Here is a 14,491-nt window from a genome sequence, read left to right as displayed (position 1 = left end):
GCACAACATATTTTGCGCAACTTTCCTTTCTCAACTGAGGGATCCCGGCGAGGCCGGCGAACTCAGCGAACGGGGTGCCCGGCCCCCCGCAGCGCCTGCTTCACCTCACCGATGCGCAGGTCACCGAAGTGGAACACCGAGGCCGCCAGCACCGCGTCGGCGCCCGCCTCGATCGCCGGGGCGAAGTCGCCGAGCCTTCCGGCGCCGCCGGAGGCGATCACCGGCACGCTCACGTGCTTGCGCACCGCCTCGATCATCTCGAGGTCGTAGCCGTCCTTCGTACCGTCCGCGTCCATCGAGTTGAGCAGGATCTCCCCGGCGCCCAGCTCGGCCGCCCGGTGCGCCCACTCGACGGCGTCGATGCCGGTGCCCTTGCGGCCGCCGTGCGTCGTCACCTCGAAGCTCCCGGACGCGGTGCGCCGCGCGTCCACCGACAGCACCAGCACCTGCCGCCCGAACCGCTCGGCGATCTCCCGGATCAGCTCCGGACGCGCGATGGCGGCGGTGTTCACGCCCACCTTGTCCGCGCCCGCGCGCAGCAGCTTGTCCACGTCCTCGGCGGTGCGCACACCGCCGCCCACGGTCAGCGGGATGAAGACCTGCTCGGCCGTGCGGCGCACGACGTCGTACGTGGTCTCCCGGTTGCCGGACGACGCGGTGATGTCCAGGAACGTCAGCTCGTCGGCGCCTTCGGCGTCGTACACCTTCGCCATCTCGACGGGGTCGCCCGCGTCGCGCAGGTTCTGGAAGTTGACGCCCTTGACGACCCGGCCGTTGTCCACGTCCAGGCAGGGGATGACTCGGACCGCCAGGGTCATGAATCCACGGCTCCTCTGAATGCCTCTACTTCAACCTCGACCAGGATGCGCGGGTCGACGAAGCCCTCCACGACCAGCAGGGTCGCGACCGGGCGTACCGAGCCGAACAGCTCGTGGTGGGCGCGGCCCACCTCGTCGACGTCCCGCTGATGGGTGAGGAACATCCTGGTCCTGATCACCGACTCGGGCCCGAGGCCGAACTCGGCGATCGCCTCCAGCGCACTGGTGAACGCCACCTTGGCCTGCTCGTAGGGATCGCCCTCCCCGTAGAGCACCGGCCCCTTGAAGGCGGTGGTGCCGCCCACCAGCACCCGGTCGCCCGCCGCGACGGCGCGTGCGCATCCGAAGCTCTCTTCCCAGGGACTTCCGCTCTGCACCCGCCGTACGCCGTCGGACGTCATGACGCCACAGCCTCCAAGGCCTCTTCCAGGGTGAACGCCTTCGCGTACAGGGCCTTCCCGACGATGGAGCCCTCGACACCGAGGGGTACCAGCTCGGCGATGGCACGCAGGTCGTCCAGCGACGACACGCCGCCGGAGGCCACGACCGGCCGGTCGGTGGCCGCGCACACGTTCCTGAGCAGCTCCAGGTTCGGGCCCTGGAGCGTGCCGTCCTTGGCGATGTCGGTGACGACGTAGCGCGCGCAGCCCTCGCTGTTGAGACGCTCCAGCGTCTCGTAGAGGTCGCCGCCGTCGCGGGTCCAGCCGCGGCCGCGGAGCGTGGTGCCGCGTACGTCCAGGCCCACCGCGATCTTGTCGCCGTGCTCGGCGATGACCTTGGCGACCCACTCGGGGGTCTCCAGGGCGGCCGTACCGAGGTTCACGCGCGTGCAGCCCGTCGCGAGGGCGGCCGCGAGGGAGGCGTCGTCGCGGATGCCGCCGGACAGCTCGACCTTGATGTCCATCGCGCCCGCGACCTCGGCGATCAGCTCGCGGTTGTCGCCGGTGCCGAACGCGGCGTCCAGGTCGACCAGGTGCAGCCACTCGGCGCCGGAGCGCTGCCAGGCGAGGGCCGCCTCCAGGGGGGAGCCGTAGGAGGTCTCGGTGCCGGACTCGCCATGCACGAGGCGGACGGCCTGTCCGTCGCGGACGTCGACGGCGGGGAGGAGTTCGAGCTTGCTCACAGGGTTCCGATCCAGTTGGTGAGGAGCTGGGCTCCGGCGTCGCCGGACTTCTCGGGGTGGAACTGCGTGGCCCACAGGGCGCCGTTCTCCACGGCGGCCACGAAGGGCTTGCCGTGCGTCGACCAGGTGACCTTGGGGGCGCGGATCGCCGCGTTGTGCGTCTCCAGGGTCCAGTCGTGGACCGCGTAGGAGTGCACGAAATAGAAGCGGGCGTCCGCGTCCAGGCCGGCGAACAGCTCGGAGTCGGCCGGCGCCTCCACGGTGTTCCAGCCCATGTGGGGCACGATGTCGGCCTGCAGCGGCTCGACCGAGCCGGGCCACTCGTCGAGGCCCTCGCTCTCCACGCCGTGCTCGATGCCCCGGGCGAAGAGGATCTGCATGCCGACGCAGATGCCCATCACCGGGCGCCCGCCGGACAGCCGGCGGTCGATGATCCAGTCACCGCGCGCCTCGCGCAGACCGGTCATGCAGGCGGCGAAGGCACCGACGCCCGGCACCAGCAGCCCGTCGGCGTTCATGGCCTTGTCGAAGTCACGCGTTATCTCGACCTCGGCGCCGGTGCGCGCGAGGGCGCGCTCGGCGGACCGGACGTTGCCGAAGCCGTAGTCGAAGACGACGACCTTCTTGCTCGAAGCCGCGGTCAATTCCACACCTCCAGCCTCAGGACACCGGCGACCAGACACATCCCGGCGCCGATGGACAGCAGCACGATCAGGCTCTTCGGCATCTCCTGCTTGAAGAAGGAGTAGACCCCGCCGAGCAGGAAGAGCCCGACGACGATCAGGACGGTGGAGAGGCCGTTCACAGCGCGCCCTTCGTGGACGGGAGGATGCCGGCCGCGCGCGGGTCGCGCTCGGAGGCGTAGCGCAGGGCCCGGGCCAGCGCCTTGAACTGGCACTCCACGATGTGGTGCGCGTTGCGCCCGTAGGGCACGTGCACGTGCAGCGCGATCTGCGCCTGGGCCACGAAGGACTCCAGGATGTGCCGGGTCATCGTGGTGTCGTACTCGCCGATCATCGGCGCCATGTTCTCGGGCTCGGTGTGCACGAGGTACGGGCGGCCGGACAGGTCGACGGTCACCTGGGCGAGCGACTCGTCCAGCGGGACCGTGCAGTTGCCGAAGCGGTAGATCCCCACCTTGTCCCCGAGCGCCTGCTTGAAGGCGGCGCCGAGGGCGAGGGCGGTGTCCTCGATGGTGTGGTGCGAGTCGATGTGCAGGTCGCCCTCGGTCTTGACCGTCAGGTCGAACAGACCGTGCCGACCGAGCTGGTCGAGCATGTGGTCGTAGAAGCCGACACCGGTCGCCACGTCCACCTTGCCGGACCCGTCGAGATCGATCTCGACGAGGACCGAGGTCTCCTTCGTCACGCGCTCCACGCGTCCTACGCGGTTCATGCGCTCTGCTCCTTCTTCAGTTCACGGACCGCGTCGAGGAACGCGTCGTTCTCTTCGGGGGTACCGGCGGAGACCCGCAGCCAGCCGGGGATGCCGTTGTCCCGGACCAGCACACCGCGGTCGAGGATCTGCTGCCAGGCGGTGTGGGAGTCCTCGAACAGCCCGAACTGCACGAAGTTCGCGTCGGACTCCACGACCTCGAACCCCATGGCCCGCAGTTCGGCGACCAGCCGGTCGCGCTCGGTCTTGAGCTGCTCGACATAGCCGAGCAGGGTGCCGGTGTGCTCCAGGGCGGCCAGGGCGGTCGCCTGGGTGACGGCGGACAGGTGGTAGGGCAGCCGTACGAGCTGGACGGCGTCGACCACGGCGGGGTCCGCGGCGAGATAGCCGAGGCGCAGGCCCGCCGCGCCGAAGGCCTTCGACATCGTGCGGGAGATGACGAGGTTCGGCCGCCCCTGCAGCAGCGGCAGCAGCGAGTCGCCGTGGCTGAACTCGATGTACGCCTCGTCCACGACGACCATCGACGGCTTCGCCGCCTGCGCGGCCTCGTACAGCGCGAGGACCGTCTCGGGCGGGACCGCGTTGCCCGTGGGGTTGTTGGGGGTGGTGATGAAGACGACGTCCGGCCGGTGCTCGGCGATGGCCTGCCGGGCGGCCGCCACGTCGAGGGTGAAGTCGTCGTTGCGGGGACCGGAGATCCAGCCCGTGCCCGTGCCGCGGGAGATGAGCCCGTGCATCGAGTACGACGGCTCGAAGCCGATCGCGGTCCGGCCGGGGCCGCCGAAGGTCTGGAGCAGCTGCTGGATGACCTCGTTGGAGCCGTTGGCCGCCCAGACGTTGGCCAGGCCCACCTCGTAACCGGACGTGTCCGTCAGGTACTTGGCGAGCTGCGTGCGCAGCTCCACGGCGTCCCGGTCCGGGTAGCGGTTGAGGTTCCGGGCCGCGTCGCGCACCCGCTCGGCGATCCGCTCGACCAGCGGCTCGGGCAGCGGGTAGGGGTTCTCGTTGGTGTTCAGCCGTACCGGCACGTCCAACTGGGGCGCGCCGTAGGGGGACTTGCCGCGCAGCTCGTCCCGTACGGGGAGATCGTCGATGCCAGTCACTTGCTCTCGGGTACCTTCCAACCGAACCGTGCCTTGATCGCCGCGCCGTGCGCCGGGAGGTCCTCCGCCTCCGCCAGCGTCACCACGTGATGCGCGACCTCGGCCAGCGCGTCCTTCGTGTAGTCGACGATGTGGATGCCGCGCAGGAAGGACTGGACGGACAGGCCCGAGGAGTGGCAGGCGCAGCCGCCGGTGGGCAGGACGTGGTTGGACCCGGCGGCGTAGTCGCCGAGGGAGACGGGCGCCCAGGGGCCGATGAAGATCGCGCCGGCGTTGCGCACGCGCTCGGCCACCGCGGCCGCGTCGGCCGTCTGGATCTCCAGGTGCTCGGCGCCGTACGCGTCGACGACCCGGAGCCCTTCCTCGACGCCGTCCACGAGCACGATCGCGGACTGCTTGCCCTGAAGCGCCGGGACGATCCGGTCGTCGATGTGCTTGGTGGCCGCGACCTGCGGCTCCAGCTCCTTCTCCACCGCGTCCGCGAGCTCCACGGAGTCGGTGACCAGGACGGCGGCGGCCAGCGGGTCGTGCTCGGCCTGACTGATCAGGTCCGAGGCGACGTGCACCGGGTCGGCGCTCGCGTCGGCCAGGATCGCGATCTCGGTCGGGCCGGCCTCGGCGTCGATGCCGATCTTGCCGGTGAAGTAGCGCTTGGCGGCGGCGACCCAGATGTTGCCGGGCCCGGTGACCATGGGGGCGGGCGGGCAGGACTCGGTGCCGTAGGCGAACATCGCGACGGCGGTCGCGCCGCCCGCCGCGTACACCTCGTCCACGCCGAGCAGCGCGCAGGCGGCCAGGATCGTCGGGTGCGGCAGGCCGCCGAACTCGGCCTGCGCCGGGGAGGCGAGGGCGAGCGACTCGACGCCGGCCTCCTGGGCCGGGACGACGTTCATGATCACGGAAGACGGGTAGACGGCCCGCCCGCCGGGCGCGTACAGCCCGACCCGCTCGACCGGCACCCACTTCTCGGTGACCGAGCCGCCGGGCACCACCTGGGTCGTGTGGGTCGTCCGGCGCTGGGCGCGGTGGACCAGACGGGTGCGCCGGATGGACTCCTCCAGAGCGGCGCGGACGGCCGGGTCGAGCTCCTGAAGGGCCTTCGCGAGCGCTTCCGCCGGGACCCGGACCTGTTCGAGCCTGACCCCGTCGAACTTCTCGGCGAAGTCGATCAGCGCCGCGTCGCCACGATGATGCACGGCCTCGCAGATCGGACGCACCTTCTCCAGGGCGGCCTGAACGTCGAAGTCGGCTCGGGGCAGCAGGTCGCGCAGGGCGGGGCCCTCGGGGAGGGCGTCGCCGCGCAGATCGATTCGGGAGATCACGCGGTCAATTCTCTCAGACCGGGATCGAGCACCGTCCGCGCGTATCAATGGCTGATACAGACCGTACCGAGCAGCCGGAAGATCCCCTTCACCGTTAGCGTTCCGTCCGTCACCGAGAGGGCATGAACGGTTGTACGAAAACACATGAGCGGCCGGGGAGGAAGGGAACACCGTGACCGAGGGGGCCGGCATCCGGGACGGAGACCTGCCGGACGATCTGACCGCCGCCGAGGCCGGCATGTGGCAGGCCTTCCGCAACGGCACCGTGTACGACCTGAGCTGCGGCGACACCGTCGTCGACGATCCGCACGGAGGGCACCCCTGGGGGCCCGAGCGGACCGTGCGGGCCCGCATCGTGTGCTGGCTGCTGCTGGACGGACCGCCCGCCCTGGCCGGCCGGGTGTCGTCGCTGAAGCTCGTCGGCGTGCGGATCAGCGGCAGCCTGGACCTGGCGGGCGGCACCGTGGTGCCGTACGTCGAGATGAAGGGCTGCCGCTTCGACCGGGACGTGCTGCTGCCGGAGGCACGGTTCACGACCATGCGGCTGGTGGACTGCGCGGTGCCGCGGCTCGAGGCGGCGCGGGTGCACACCGAGGGCGATCTGCACCTGCCGCGCTGCCGCTTCCACAACGGCATCCGGCTCACCGACGCCCAGATCGGCACCGATCTGCTGCTCAACCAGGCGATCGTGTACCGCGACCGCAGCGGCCGTTCGATCGCCGGGGACGGCATGACGGTGGGGCAGGACCTCCAGGCCGAGCTGCTGGAGTCGCACGGCGAGCTGAGCCTGCGCAGCGCGAAGGTCGGCGTCTCGCTGAGCCTGCGCGGGGCACGGCTGGCCAACCCGTACACCCGGCTGGCGCTCAACGCGCCCCAGCTGACGGTCGAGCGCTCGCTCTACCTCACCCCGGCCGGCCTCGGGAACCCGCTGCTCAGCGGCACGACCCCGGCCCGCGGGACACGGATCCAGCGCTTCGAGTGCCAGGGCGGGGTGCGACTGGACGACGGGCGGTTCGGGGACGCGGTCGACATGGAGCGGGCCCGGTTCAGCCTCACCGACGAGCAGGAACTGTCGCTGCGCCGGGTCCAGACCCCGGAGCTGCGCTTCCTCGGGGAGCGGCCGGCGCGCGGCACGGTGGTGCTGTCCGGGGCGCGGGTGGTCAACCTGATGGACCGGGCGGACGCCTGGCCGGGCCCCGGGCGGCTGCACATGGGCGGTTTCTCGTACGAGAACCTGGTGCCGCGCGGGCCCTTCCCGCTGGCCGAGCGGCTGGAGTGGGTGGCCGCGGCGACCGCCGAGTACAACCCGGAGCCGTACGAACGGCTCGCCACGGTGCTGCGGACGGGCGGTGAGGACGAGGACGCCCGCGAGGTGCTCCTCGCCAAGCAGCGCCGGCGCCGGGAGAGCCTGCCGATCGCCGCGAAGCTGTGGGGGTACGCGCAGGACTGGACGGTCGCCTACGGGTACCGGCCGGGGCGGGCCGCGGTGTGGATGGCGGTGCTGTGGGCGGCGGGCTCGGTGGCGTTCGCGCGCGGCGGCCATCCGCCGATCAAGCGGGGTGAGCATCCGGAGTGGAACCCGACGCTGTTCGCCCTGGACCTGCTGCTTCCGGTCATCGACCTGGGGCAGGTCGGCTTCTGGCAGCTCAAGGGCGGCTGGCAATGGCTGGCGGCGGCGATGGTCCTGCTGGGCTGGATCCTGGCGACGACCGTGGCGGCGGGCGCGACTCGGCTGCTGCGCAGGAACTGAGCCCTGGCCTCACCCTTCACCCTTCTTTACCTTTCCTTGACCCGGGGCTGTACAACCTTCCGCGATTTCCCCGAAGCCTCTGGCGCCGTCCCGACCTGCGGCTTTTCAATGGTCGACACCATGGCTCTGCTGCTGCCGTTCATCCGCGGTCCGCGGATGACAAGGACCGCGCCCTCCGCCGTCGTCCCCCGCGCCGACGACGAGGTGCTGCTGGACGCGCCCGACGCGCGGCTGGGCCCCGCGCTGGTCGCGGCCGCCCAGGGCGACCACGGCCCGGCCTCCGCGCTGCTGGCCGCCACCCGGGCGGCCCGCGAATGGGAGCGCCGCGACCGCTACACGGCCCGCCTCGCCGCCTTCGCCCATGCCCGCCCCGAGTGGTTCGAGTCCTGGTGCGCCGCCGCACCGCACGATCCGGACCGCCTCGTGGTGGACGCACAGCTGCGGGTGGACCGCGCCTGGCGGTCCCCGGCCCGGGCCGAGCTGCTGCGCGAGGTGAGCCCGCTGGTCACGGCCGCGGCGCACGGTGACGACCGGGACCCCGTGCCCTGGCGGATCGCCCTCGACCACGCGCGCGGCGCCCAGGCCGGACCGCGCTACGTGGAGGAGCTGTGGGAGGCCGCGATGCGCCGCGCCCCGCACCACTACGGCTGCCATGTGGCGGCCCTGCGCTATCTGGCCTCCTCCTGGCACGGCTCGCACGTCGAGTGCCTGGACTTCGCCGATCGCGCCGCGCAGGACGCCCCGCCCGGCTCCCTGGTCCAGGCGCTGCCACTGCGCGCGGCGTTCGCCTACCTGACGGACGGCTGCGGCCCCGAAGTGCCGAGGGCGCAGCTGGACGAGGCGGCGGACCGGGCCATCGCGCTCTCCGCGACCCTGCCCCCGGCCGACCCCTGGCCGGCGGAGCTGCGCAACCTCCTGACGTACGTCCTGGTGCGGCTGAACCGCCGCCCGGACGCCCTGGAGCAACTGCGCCTGACCGGCCCGTACGCCACGACGTTCCCCTGGGGCCGCTTCGCGGACGACCCGCTGGGCCACTGCATGCGCGTGCGGGACGAGCTCCGGACCGCGTCCGGCGGTCCGATCACCGGGCACCCCGGACGCGCACCCTCCCTGGACCATTAGGCTCTTGCGTCGTGACCACCGTCCGTCTCCCGCTCTTTCCCCTGAACTCGGTGCTCTTCCCGGGTCTGGTGCTCCCGCTGAACATCTTCGAGGAGCGCTATCGCGCCATGATGCGCGACCTGTTGAAGACCCCCGACGAGGAACCGCGCCGCTTCGCCGTCGTGGCGATCCGCGACGGCCACGAGGTGGCACCGAGCGCGCCCGGCATGCCCGATCCGACGGCGCTGCCGCAGCGCGGGCCCACGGCCGGCTTCGGCCCGGAGCCGCTGAAGTCCTTCCACTCCACGGGCTGTGTGGCCGACGCGGCGACGATCCGGGAGCGGGCGGACGGCACGTTCGAGGTCCTGGCGACGGGGACGACGCGGGTACGGCTGCTGTCGGTGGACGCGACGGGCCCGTTCCTGACGGCGGAGCTGGAGGAACTGCCGGAGGACCAGGGCGACGAGGCGGGCGCGCTGGCGGAGGGCGTGCTGCGGGCGTTCCGCCAGTACCAGAAGCGCTTGGCGGGGGCGCGGGAACGCTCCCTGTCCCCCGGGGCCGACCTGCCGGACGAGCCGTCGGTGGTGTCGTACCTGGTGGCGGCGGCGATGATGCTGGACACCCCCACCAAGCAACGCCTGCTCCAGGCCCCCGACACCGCCTCCCGTCTGCGGGACGAGCTGAAACTGCTGCGCGCGGAGACGTCGATCATCCGTAACCTGCCGTCACTGCCGGCGGCGGAACTGACGCGCACGCCGACGAGTCTGAACTGAGGGAAGACCGGCATGGCGAAGAAGCAGAAGCAGTCGGCGGGGACTCCGGCGACGGTGGCGCTGACGGCGGCGGGCGCCGACTTCACGACCCACGCCTACGAGCACGACCCGTCGCACCCCTCCTACGGCGAGGAGGCGGCGCAGGCCATGGGCGTCTCCCCCGACCGGGTCTTCAAGACGCTGGTGGCGGAGGTCGACGGCAAGCTGACGGTGGCGGTGGTCCCGGTGGCGGGCCAGCTGGACCTGAAGGCCCTGGCGGCGGCGCGGGGCGGCAAGAAGGCGGCGATGGCCGACCCGACCCTGGCGGAGCGCACCACGGGCTACGTCCGGGGTGGCATCTCCCCCCTCGGCCAGCGCAAGAGACTCCCCACGGTCCTGGACGCCTCCGCGACGACGCACGAGACCATCTGCGTCTCGGCGGGCCGCAGAGGCCTGGAGATCGAACTCTCCCCCACGACCCTGGCCGCCCTCACCGAAGCGACCCTCGCCCCCATCGCCCGCGCCTGACCCCTCGACGACCCGCGCTTCCTCGGTTAAGCAGAGAAGGCATGTCGAAGAAAACGCGGAAACGCAAATGGCGCGTCAGGAAGGGCCGGGCGAACCACGGCAGGCGCCCGGCGTAGGGGACGCGGCCCCCAAGAGCGCAGGGGGACGGGCAGGGGCGGCGAGGGCGAGGAACAAGCGCGCTACGCCTTTGGCGCCCCGTACCCGTCCGACGGCCGCTCCAGCTGGTCGTACGGGTCCGGATCCCGAGGCCCGAACAGCGCCGTCAGGCCGAGGTGCACCACCAGCGCGGCGATGGACCACACCAGCCACGCCCCCTTCGCGTCGAGCTCCAGCGGCGCCGAGAACGTCACCCCCTTGCCCACGTCCTTCGCATGGGCGATCACGTCCTGCGACGGCCCCAGCCACACCCCGACCCGCCAGGCCAGCAGGGACGCCAGGAAGCCACCGAGCGCCAGAGCCACCACCAACGGCACGCCGCCACGCCGCCGCCAGAGGAAGGCCCCCACCGCGCTCACCGCACCGAAGGCCAGCGCCAGCAGGGTGAACGTCCCGTCCACCCCCACCGCCTGCTCCCCTTCGGTGTCCTTGAAGTAGACGGCCCAGCCCCCGTCGACCACGTCCCCCACCAGCGGAACCCGAGGCGCCAGCCACCACCACAGCACCCCGAGCAGCACCCCGGCCACCGCCACGACCACCGTCACCACGGCGGCCTCCCGCAGCTCGGCCTTCATCCCGGGCCCGTCCTGGCCGTACGAGACCGGCGGCAACCCGTACTCGTACTCCCCCCGCCCGTACGGAGAGGGGGAGGAGGACGACGCGTGCGGCTGCTGCCACGCGGAGTTCGCGGGCTGGTCACGCGGCGGCGGAGGAGGAGTCAACGGTGCGGTCACCCTGACATCGTGCCAGGCCCGCCTGTGCCCCGCGTCACCGGACGGCCGCCCGACGGTACGCCCAGGTGGCCGCGGCCAGCGACACGACGCCCACCACCCCGCACACGGCGAGATCACCGAGGACGAAGGCCCAGTCCGGCCGCTCCCCGAAGGTCCGCGCGAAGGCCTCCACGCCGTACGTCGACGGCAGCAGATCCCGCGCGAGCCGCACCGCCTCAGGCATCCGCTCGGCTGGCAGAACCCCCAGCAGCAGCGCCGCCGACATCCCCAACTGCCCCAGCACGGTGGCCAGTTCAGGACGGGGCGCGAGCAGCCCCAGCGCCGCCCCCAGCCCCGCGAGGGCTGCCCCCGCGAGCGGGATCACCGCGACCAGCACCCACAGATGCGCCAGCGGCAAGCCGAACAGCACACACCCGAACACGGCCGTCACCACGGTCCCGGGCACGGTGAAGGAGGCGTACGCCCCCGCCGCCCCGAGGACCACGGCCGCGGGCGGGACCGGCAGGGTGGCGTAGTGATCGAGCCCTCCGCTCGCCCGCAGCTGCCCGAAGTACTGGGCGAGCAGGTTCAGGGCGACGAAGGCGACCACGAGCACCGAGGACCCGGCCACCACGGCCCGCGCCTCGTCCCCGCCGTCCACGACTCCGCGCATCAGGATCATGATCCCGACGGACTGGAAGGTCGCCACGAACAGCAGCGGGATCCGGGCGACCCGCGCACGCGACAGCTGCGCCCGGTACACGGCGCACAGCGACGGCCACAGCCGGGCCCGCGGCCCGAGCTCGGCCGCGTCGGTGACGGGCGTCTCGTCCGCGGCCAGCGTGCCGGCCGGCAGAACCTCGGCGGGTACGACACTCACGTGGCGCTGCTCCTCTTCGCTCCGGCGGTTGTCCCGTTCCGTACGGATGCGACGCACTTCGTACTCAAGCCCGCACCGACGGCACTCGAGCCGAACCCCACGACACCCAAGCCTGCCCCAGTCCCGCTCAAGCCTTCACCAACCCCTGCTGCGCGGCCCCGCCCAGCGCCAGGTACACGTCCTCCAGGCTGGGCGTGGCGAGGGTGAAGTCGTCGAGGGCGGAGAACGCGGCCCCGCCGGTGACGGTGGCGACGACCGCGCGGGCCTCCTCGGGGGCGAGCCGCAGAGTCCAGCGGCGCCCCGACTCCACCACCCGGTCCTGGAGGGCGGCCACCTCGGGCACGTGCAGCGGCGCCGCGTCGCGCCACACCAGATCGACCCGGACCTCCCCGGCGACCTGCTCCTTCAGCCCGGCCGGGGTGTCACAGGCGATCACCCGCCCCCGGTCGAGCACGGCGACCCGGTCCAGCACGGTCTCGGCCTCGATGACGTTGTGGGTGACGAGCAGCACGGTCGTGCCGTGCTCGGCCCGCCGCCTGTCGACGGCGGACCAGACCGCCCGCCGCGCGACGGGGTCCATCCCGGTGGTCGGCTCGTCGAGGACGAGCAGCGGCCGCTGTCCCACCAGCGCGGCGGCGAAGCAGGCGAGCCGCCGCTGCCCGCCGGAGAGCTTCTTCAGGGGCCGGGCGGCCAGCTCGGTCAGGCCCAGCTCCTCCAGCACGGCGTCCCGCTCGGCCCGCGCCGCGCGCACGTCGAGGCCGCGCAGCCGTCCGGTGGTCTCGGCGGCGAGGGAGACCGTCAGCTCGTCGAGCGCGGTCGACTCCTGGCCGAGGTAGGCGAGGATCCGCGCGGCCCGCTCCGGGTGCCGCACGATGTCGTGCCCGAGGATCTCCACGCTGCCGCGATCGGGTCGCATCAGCCCGGTCAGCTGTCGTACCAGCGTGGTCTTGCCGGCGCCGTTCGGCCCGAGCAGGCCGAAGATCTCACCGCGCCGGATGTCCAGCCCCACGTCGTCGGTGGCCCGCACCTCGGGAGTGCCCGGCGTGCCGCGCCGCGCCCGCGTCGCCGGATAGGTCTTGGTCAGCCCGCGCACGGCACACACGACATCCCCTTTGGGCCGAAGTGCCTGTCCCGCGCGCGTACTCACAAGGGATGAGCCTACGGGGTCGGGAGGCGCCGCTCGCCCCTGGGGCGGCGTATGTGCCGTTTCACTCCCCCGCCGGCGCGTGCTCCGCGGCGGTCCGGACATCGATCTCCCGCCAGAACCCGGCCCGGATCGCGTACCGGTCGTGCTCGTCGATCTGGTCGTCCTTGTGGGCGAGCAGCCCGAACCGGGCCGCGTATCTGAGCAGTTCCCCGTCGATCCGGTGGGGGATCCGCGGGTACATCCCGGACAGCTTCTGCAGATGGCCCTGGTCCCCGAGCCGTCCGGTCCACCGCCGCGCGAACACCTGCCCTACCTCGTACGGGTCCCCGCCGACGGTCGTGATGTCCTCCTCCCGGTCGGCCCACCGCTGCTCCGCCGTGGTCACCTGGGCCAGCGTCGGCATGGACGCGATCTCGGGCGGCTCGGCCGCGGTGCCGGGCCGGTCCACCCAGCCCTTGTCGGAGGACCACCTGAGCGTCGCCCCGGCCGGGTGCGTGGCCGGCGGCGCTCCGGGGCCGCGTAGGGCGGCCAGGTCCTTCGGCGTGGGCACGCCCTTCGGCGCGGGCACCCGCTCCTGCGTGCCGTTGTCCGTGGCGGCGGCCGGCTGCCGGTGCTCCCGCTCCTCGGTGGGCCGCTCGGTTCCGGCGAGCGCGGAGTCGGGCAGCGGCGCGGAGAGGATCGCGGCGATCTCGGGCCGCGGCACGGGCGGCGGCGCGCAGATCCCTCCGAGCTCCTTGGCGCGTACGGCCTTGGTGATCCACGTACGGTCGAGCACGCGCCGCTCGTCGGCCTCGGCGACGAGGTCCTCGGACTGGTTGTAGTCGCCGTCCGCGGCCTGCACGGCCCACAGGTGCACGGCGACGCCGTGCTCCTTCGCCGCCATCATGCCCGGCAGCAGATCACCGTCCCCGGTCACCAGCACCACGTCCGAACAGGCCCTGTTGCGAGCCAGTTCGGTCAGCTCGGCGTGCATGGCGGCGTCCACGCCCTTCTGGGCCCAGCGTCCGTCGCTGCGGGTCAGCGCGCCGAGCCGGACGGTCACCCGGGGCATCACCCGCAGCCTGCGGTGCTCGGGCTGCGGGACGCGGTCGGGGGCGCCGTCGAACCAGTAGATGCGCAGCAGCGGACGTTCGGTGTCCGACTCGGCGCGCTCGCGCAGGCCCTGGATGAGGGCCGTGTGATCGACGGTGATCCGGGACCGGGAGGGCTCTCCGGCGAGAAGAGAGGCGGCGGCCCCCAGCAGATACCCGGCGTCCACCAGGACGATGCAGCGGTCCACGCGATCCACCCTCTTTCCGGGAGGTTTGCTTCGGGCTTCCTTCGAGTCTGCCCGACCGCGCGAAGGTTAACGGCCGGAACTCGATCTTCGGCGTGGCGTTTCGGGGTGAGCGGCTCGAGCGAGCGCCGTCACGGACGGTAATTGTCCGAAATGCGTTCTCTGTCGGCCTATGTGAATCTGGTCGCGGCCCTGGCCCCTAGATCCCCCACAGGAGGCAGATCACCATGGCCAAGAACAAGAAGCAGGACCGGAAGCAGCCGCAGTCCGAGCGTGGACAGCAGCAGGCCCAGCAGTCCTCCATGGAGCAGCAGGCCGAGCAGCGCATGTCCCAGGTGACGCCCGGCGACATGGCCCACAAGGGCCGGCAGAAGCGCTTCGGTCACAACTGACATCTTCATAACGGGCTGTTGCAGCCCAGGCACAT

17 protein-coding genes are annotated in these 14,491 nt (G+C 72.2%); 5 read left to right on the top strand and 12 right to left on the bottom strand.

Annotated elements, in window-relative coordinates; translation table 11 throughout:
- Positions 1-62 precede the first annotated feature (62 nt).
- Genes hisF through hisD form a run of 8 tightly spaced genes read right to left on the bottom strand, consistent with a single transcriptional unit; the run spans position 63 to position 5,761 of the window.
- Positions 63-818 carry an imidazole glycerol phosphate synthase subunit HisF gene (gene hisF / locus ACWDRW_RS22145; RefSeq protein ID WP_451725544.1) on the bottom strand — a complete coding sequence of 252 codons (756 nt, stop codon included), beginning with the start codon at positions 816-818 and terminating at the stop codon, positions 63-65.
- Complete coding sequence (locus tag ACWDRW_RS22140) at positions 815-1,219, bottom strand: RidA family protein (protein ID WP_451725543.1); 405 nt, start codon at positions 1,217-1,219, stop codon at positions 815-817. The genes hisF and ACWDRW_RS22140 overlap by 4 nt, the downstream gene beginning before the upstream one ends.
- Positions 1,216-1,941: a bifunctional 1-(5-phosphoribosyl)-5-((5-phosphoribosylamino)methylideneamino)imidazole-4-carboxamide isomerase/phosphoribosylanthranilate isomerase PriA gene (gene priA / locus ACWDRW_RS22135; protein WP_451725542.1), complete on the bottom strand. Its 726-nt coding sequence runs from the start codon at positions 1,939-1,941 to the stop codon at positions 1,216-1,218. The genes ACWDRW_RS22140 and priA overlap by 4 nt, the downstream gene beginning before the upstream one ends.
- Positions 1,938-2,585 (bottom strand): imidazole glycerol phosphate synthase subunit HisH, encoded by a 648-nt coding sequence (hisH, locus tag ACWDRW_RS22130; RefSeq protein WP_451725541.1) that lies wholly within the window; start codon positions 2,583-2,585, stop codon positions 1,938-1,940. The genes priA and hisH overlap by 4 nt, the downstream gene beginning before the upstream one ends.
- Positions 2,582-2,746 (bottom strand): hypothetical protein, encoded by a 165-nt coding sequence (locus ACWDRW_RS22125; RefSeq protein ID WP_451725539.1) that lies wholly within the window; start codon positions 2,744-2,746, stop codon positions 2,582-2,584. The genes hisH and ACWDRW_RS22125 overlap by 4 nt, the downstream gene beginning before the upstream one ends.
- Entirely contained in the window at positions 2,743-3,336 is a 594-nt protein-coding gene (hisB, locus tag ACWDRW_RS22120) for an imidazoleglycerol-phosphate dehydratase HisB (protein ID WP_037623339.1), read from the bottom strand. The genes ACWDRW_RS22125 and hisB overlap by 4 nt, the downstream gene beginning before the upstream one ends.
- Positions 3,333-4,439, bottom strand: a complete 1,107-nt coding sequence (locus ACWDRW_RS22115) for a histidinol-phosphate transaminase (RefSeq protein ID WP_451725538.1) — start codon at positions 4,437-4,439, stop codon at positions 3,333-3,335. The genes hisB and ACWDRW_RS22115 overlap by 4 nt, the downstream gene beginning before the upstream one ends.
- A complete protein-coding gene (hisD, locus tag ACWDRW_RS22110) occupies positions 4,436-5,761 on the bottom strand; it encodes a histidinol dehydrogenase (protein WP_451725536.1) in 1,326 nt (441 codons plus the stop codon). The genes ACWDRW_RS22115 and hisD overlap by 4 nt, the downstream gene beginning before the upstream one ends.
- 172 nt (positions 5,762-5,933) lie before the next feature.
- Between hisD and ACWDRW_RS22105 the strand changes: the two genes are divergently transcribed.
- From ACWDRW_RS22105 to ybaK, 4 genes are all read left to right on the top strand, one after another.
- Positions 5,934-7,511: an oxidoreductase gene (locus ACWDRW_RS22105; protein ID WP_451725535.1), complete on the top strand. Its 1,578-nt coding sequence runs from the start codon at positions 5,934-5,936 to the stop codon at positions 7,509-7,511.
- 108 nt (positions 7,512-7,619) lie between these two features.
- Complete coding sequence (locus ACWDRW_RS22100; protein WP_451725533.1) at positions 7,620-8,633, top strand: hypothetical protein; 1,014 nt, start codon at positions 7,620-7,622, stop codon at positions 8,631-8,633.
- Positions 8,634-8,644: 11 nt separating this feature from the next.
- Positions 8,645-9,385: an LON peptidase substrate-binding domain-containing protein gene (locus tag ACWDRW_RS22095; protein ID WP_451725532.1), complete on the top strand. Its 741-nt coding sequence runs from the start codon at positions 8,645-8,647 to the stop codon at positions 9,383-9,385.
- Between the two features lie 12 nt (positions 9,386-9,397).
- Positions 9,398-9,892 (top strand): Cys-tRNA(Pro) deacylase, encoded by a 495-nt coding sequence (ybaK, locus tag ACWDRW_RS22090; RefSeq protein ID WP_451725531.1) that lies wholly within the window; start codon positions 9,398-9,400, stop codon positions 9,890-9,892.
- A 179-nt stretch (positions 9,893-10,071) separates the two neighbouring features.
- Here the strand turns inward: ybaK and ACWDRW_RS22085 are convergent, their stop codons facing one another.
- From ACWDRW_RS22085 to ACWDRW_RS22070, 4 genes are all read right to left on the bottom strand, one after another.
- Positions 10,072-10,782: a hypothetical protein gene (locus ACWDRW_RS22085; RefSeq protein WP_451725530.1), complete on the bottom strand. Its 711-nt coding sequence runs from the start codon at positions 10,780-10,782 to the stop codon at positions 10,072-10,074.
- Positions 10,783-10,816: 34 nt separating this feature from the next.
- Complete coding sequence (locus ACWDRW_RS22080) at positions 10,817-11,641, bottom strand: ABC transporter permease (RefSeq protein ID WP_451725529.1); 825 nt, start codon at positions 11,639-11,641, stop codon at positions 10,817-10,819.
- A gap of 127 nt (positions 11,642-11,768) precedes the next feature.
- Entirely contained in the window at positions 11,769-12,743 is a 975-nt protein-coding gene (locus ACWDRW_RS22075; RefSeq protein ID WP_451725528.1) for an ABC transporter ATP-binding protein, read from the bottom strand.
- Between the two features lie 106 nt (positions 12,744-12,849).
- Positions 12,850-14,067 (bottom strand): NYN domain-containing protein, encoded by a 1,218-nt coding sequence (locus ACWDRW_RS22070; protein WP_451725526.1) that lies wholly within the window; start codon positions 14,065-14,067, stop codon positions 12,850-12,852.
- 224 nt (positions 14,068-14,291) lie between these two features.
- Here ACWDRW_RS22070 and ACWDRW_RS22065 point away from each other — a divergent pair, with 224 nt between their 5' ends.
- Positions 14,292-14,456 (top strand): hypothetical protein, encoded by a 165-nt coding sequence (locus ACWDRW_RS22065; RefSeq protein ID WP_451725525.1) that lies wholly within the window; start codon positions 14,292-14,294, stop codon positions 14,454-14,456.
- Positions 14,457-14,491: the final 35 nt, after the last annotated feature.

Source organism: Streptomyces sp. NPDC003635, from assembly GCF_053587635.1.
The sequence above is the reverse complement of the archived record's forward strand: the minus strand, read 5'-3'. Positions and strand labels throughout refer to the sequence as shown.

Bases quoted from the DNA above. Each gene is read 5' to 3' on its own strand.
- hisF (WP_451725544.1), bottom strand. From the start codon at position 818: ATGACCCTGGCGGTCCGAGTCATCCCCTGCCTGGACGTGGACAACGGC.
- ACWDRW_RS22140 (WP_451725543.1), bottom strand. From the start codon at position 1,219: ATGACGTCCGACGGCGTACGGCGGGTGCAGAGCGGAAGTCCCTGGGAA.
- hisB (WP_037623339.1), bottom strand. From the start codon at position 3,336: ATGAACCGCGTAGGACGCGTGGAGCGCGTGACGAAGGAGACCTCGGTC.
- ACWDRW_RS22100 (WP_451725533.1), top strand. From the start codon at position 7,620: ATGGTCGACACCATGGCTCTGCTGCTGCCGTTCATCCGCGGTCCGCGG.
- ybaK (WP_451725531.1), top strand. From the start codon at position 9,398: ATGGCGAAGAAGCAGAAGCAGTCGGCGGGGACTCCGGCGACGGTGGCG.
- ACWDRW_RS22065 (WP_451725525.1), top strand. From the start codon at position 14,292: ATGGCCAAGAACAAGAAGCAGGACCGGAAGCAGCCGCAGTCCGAGCGT.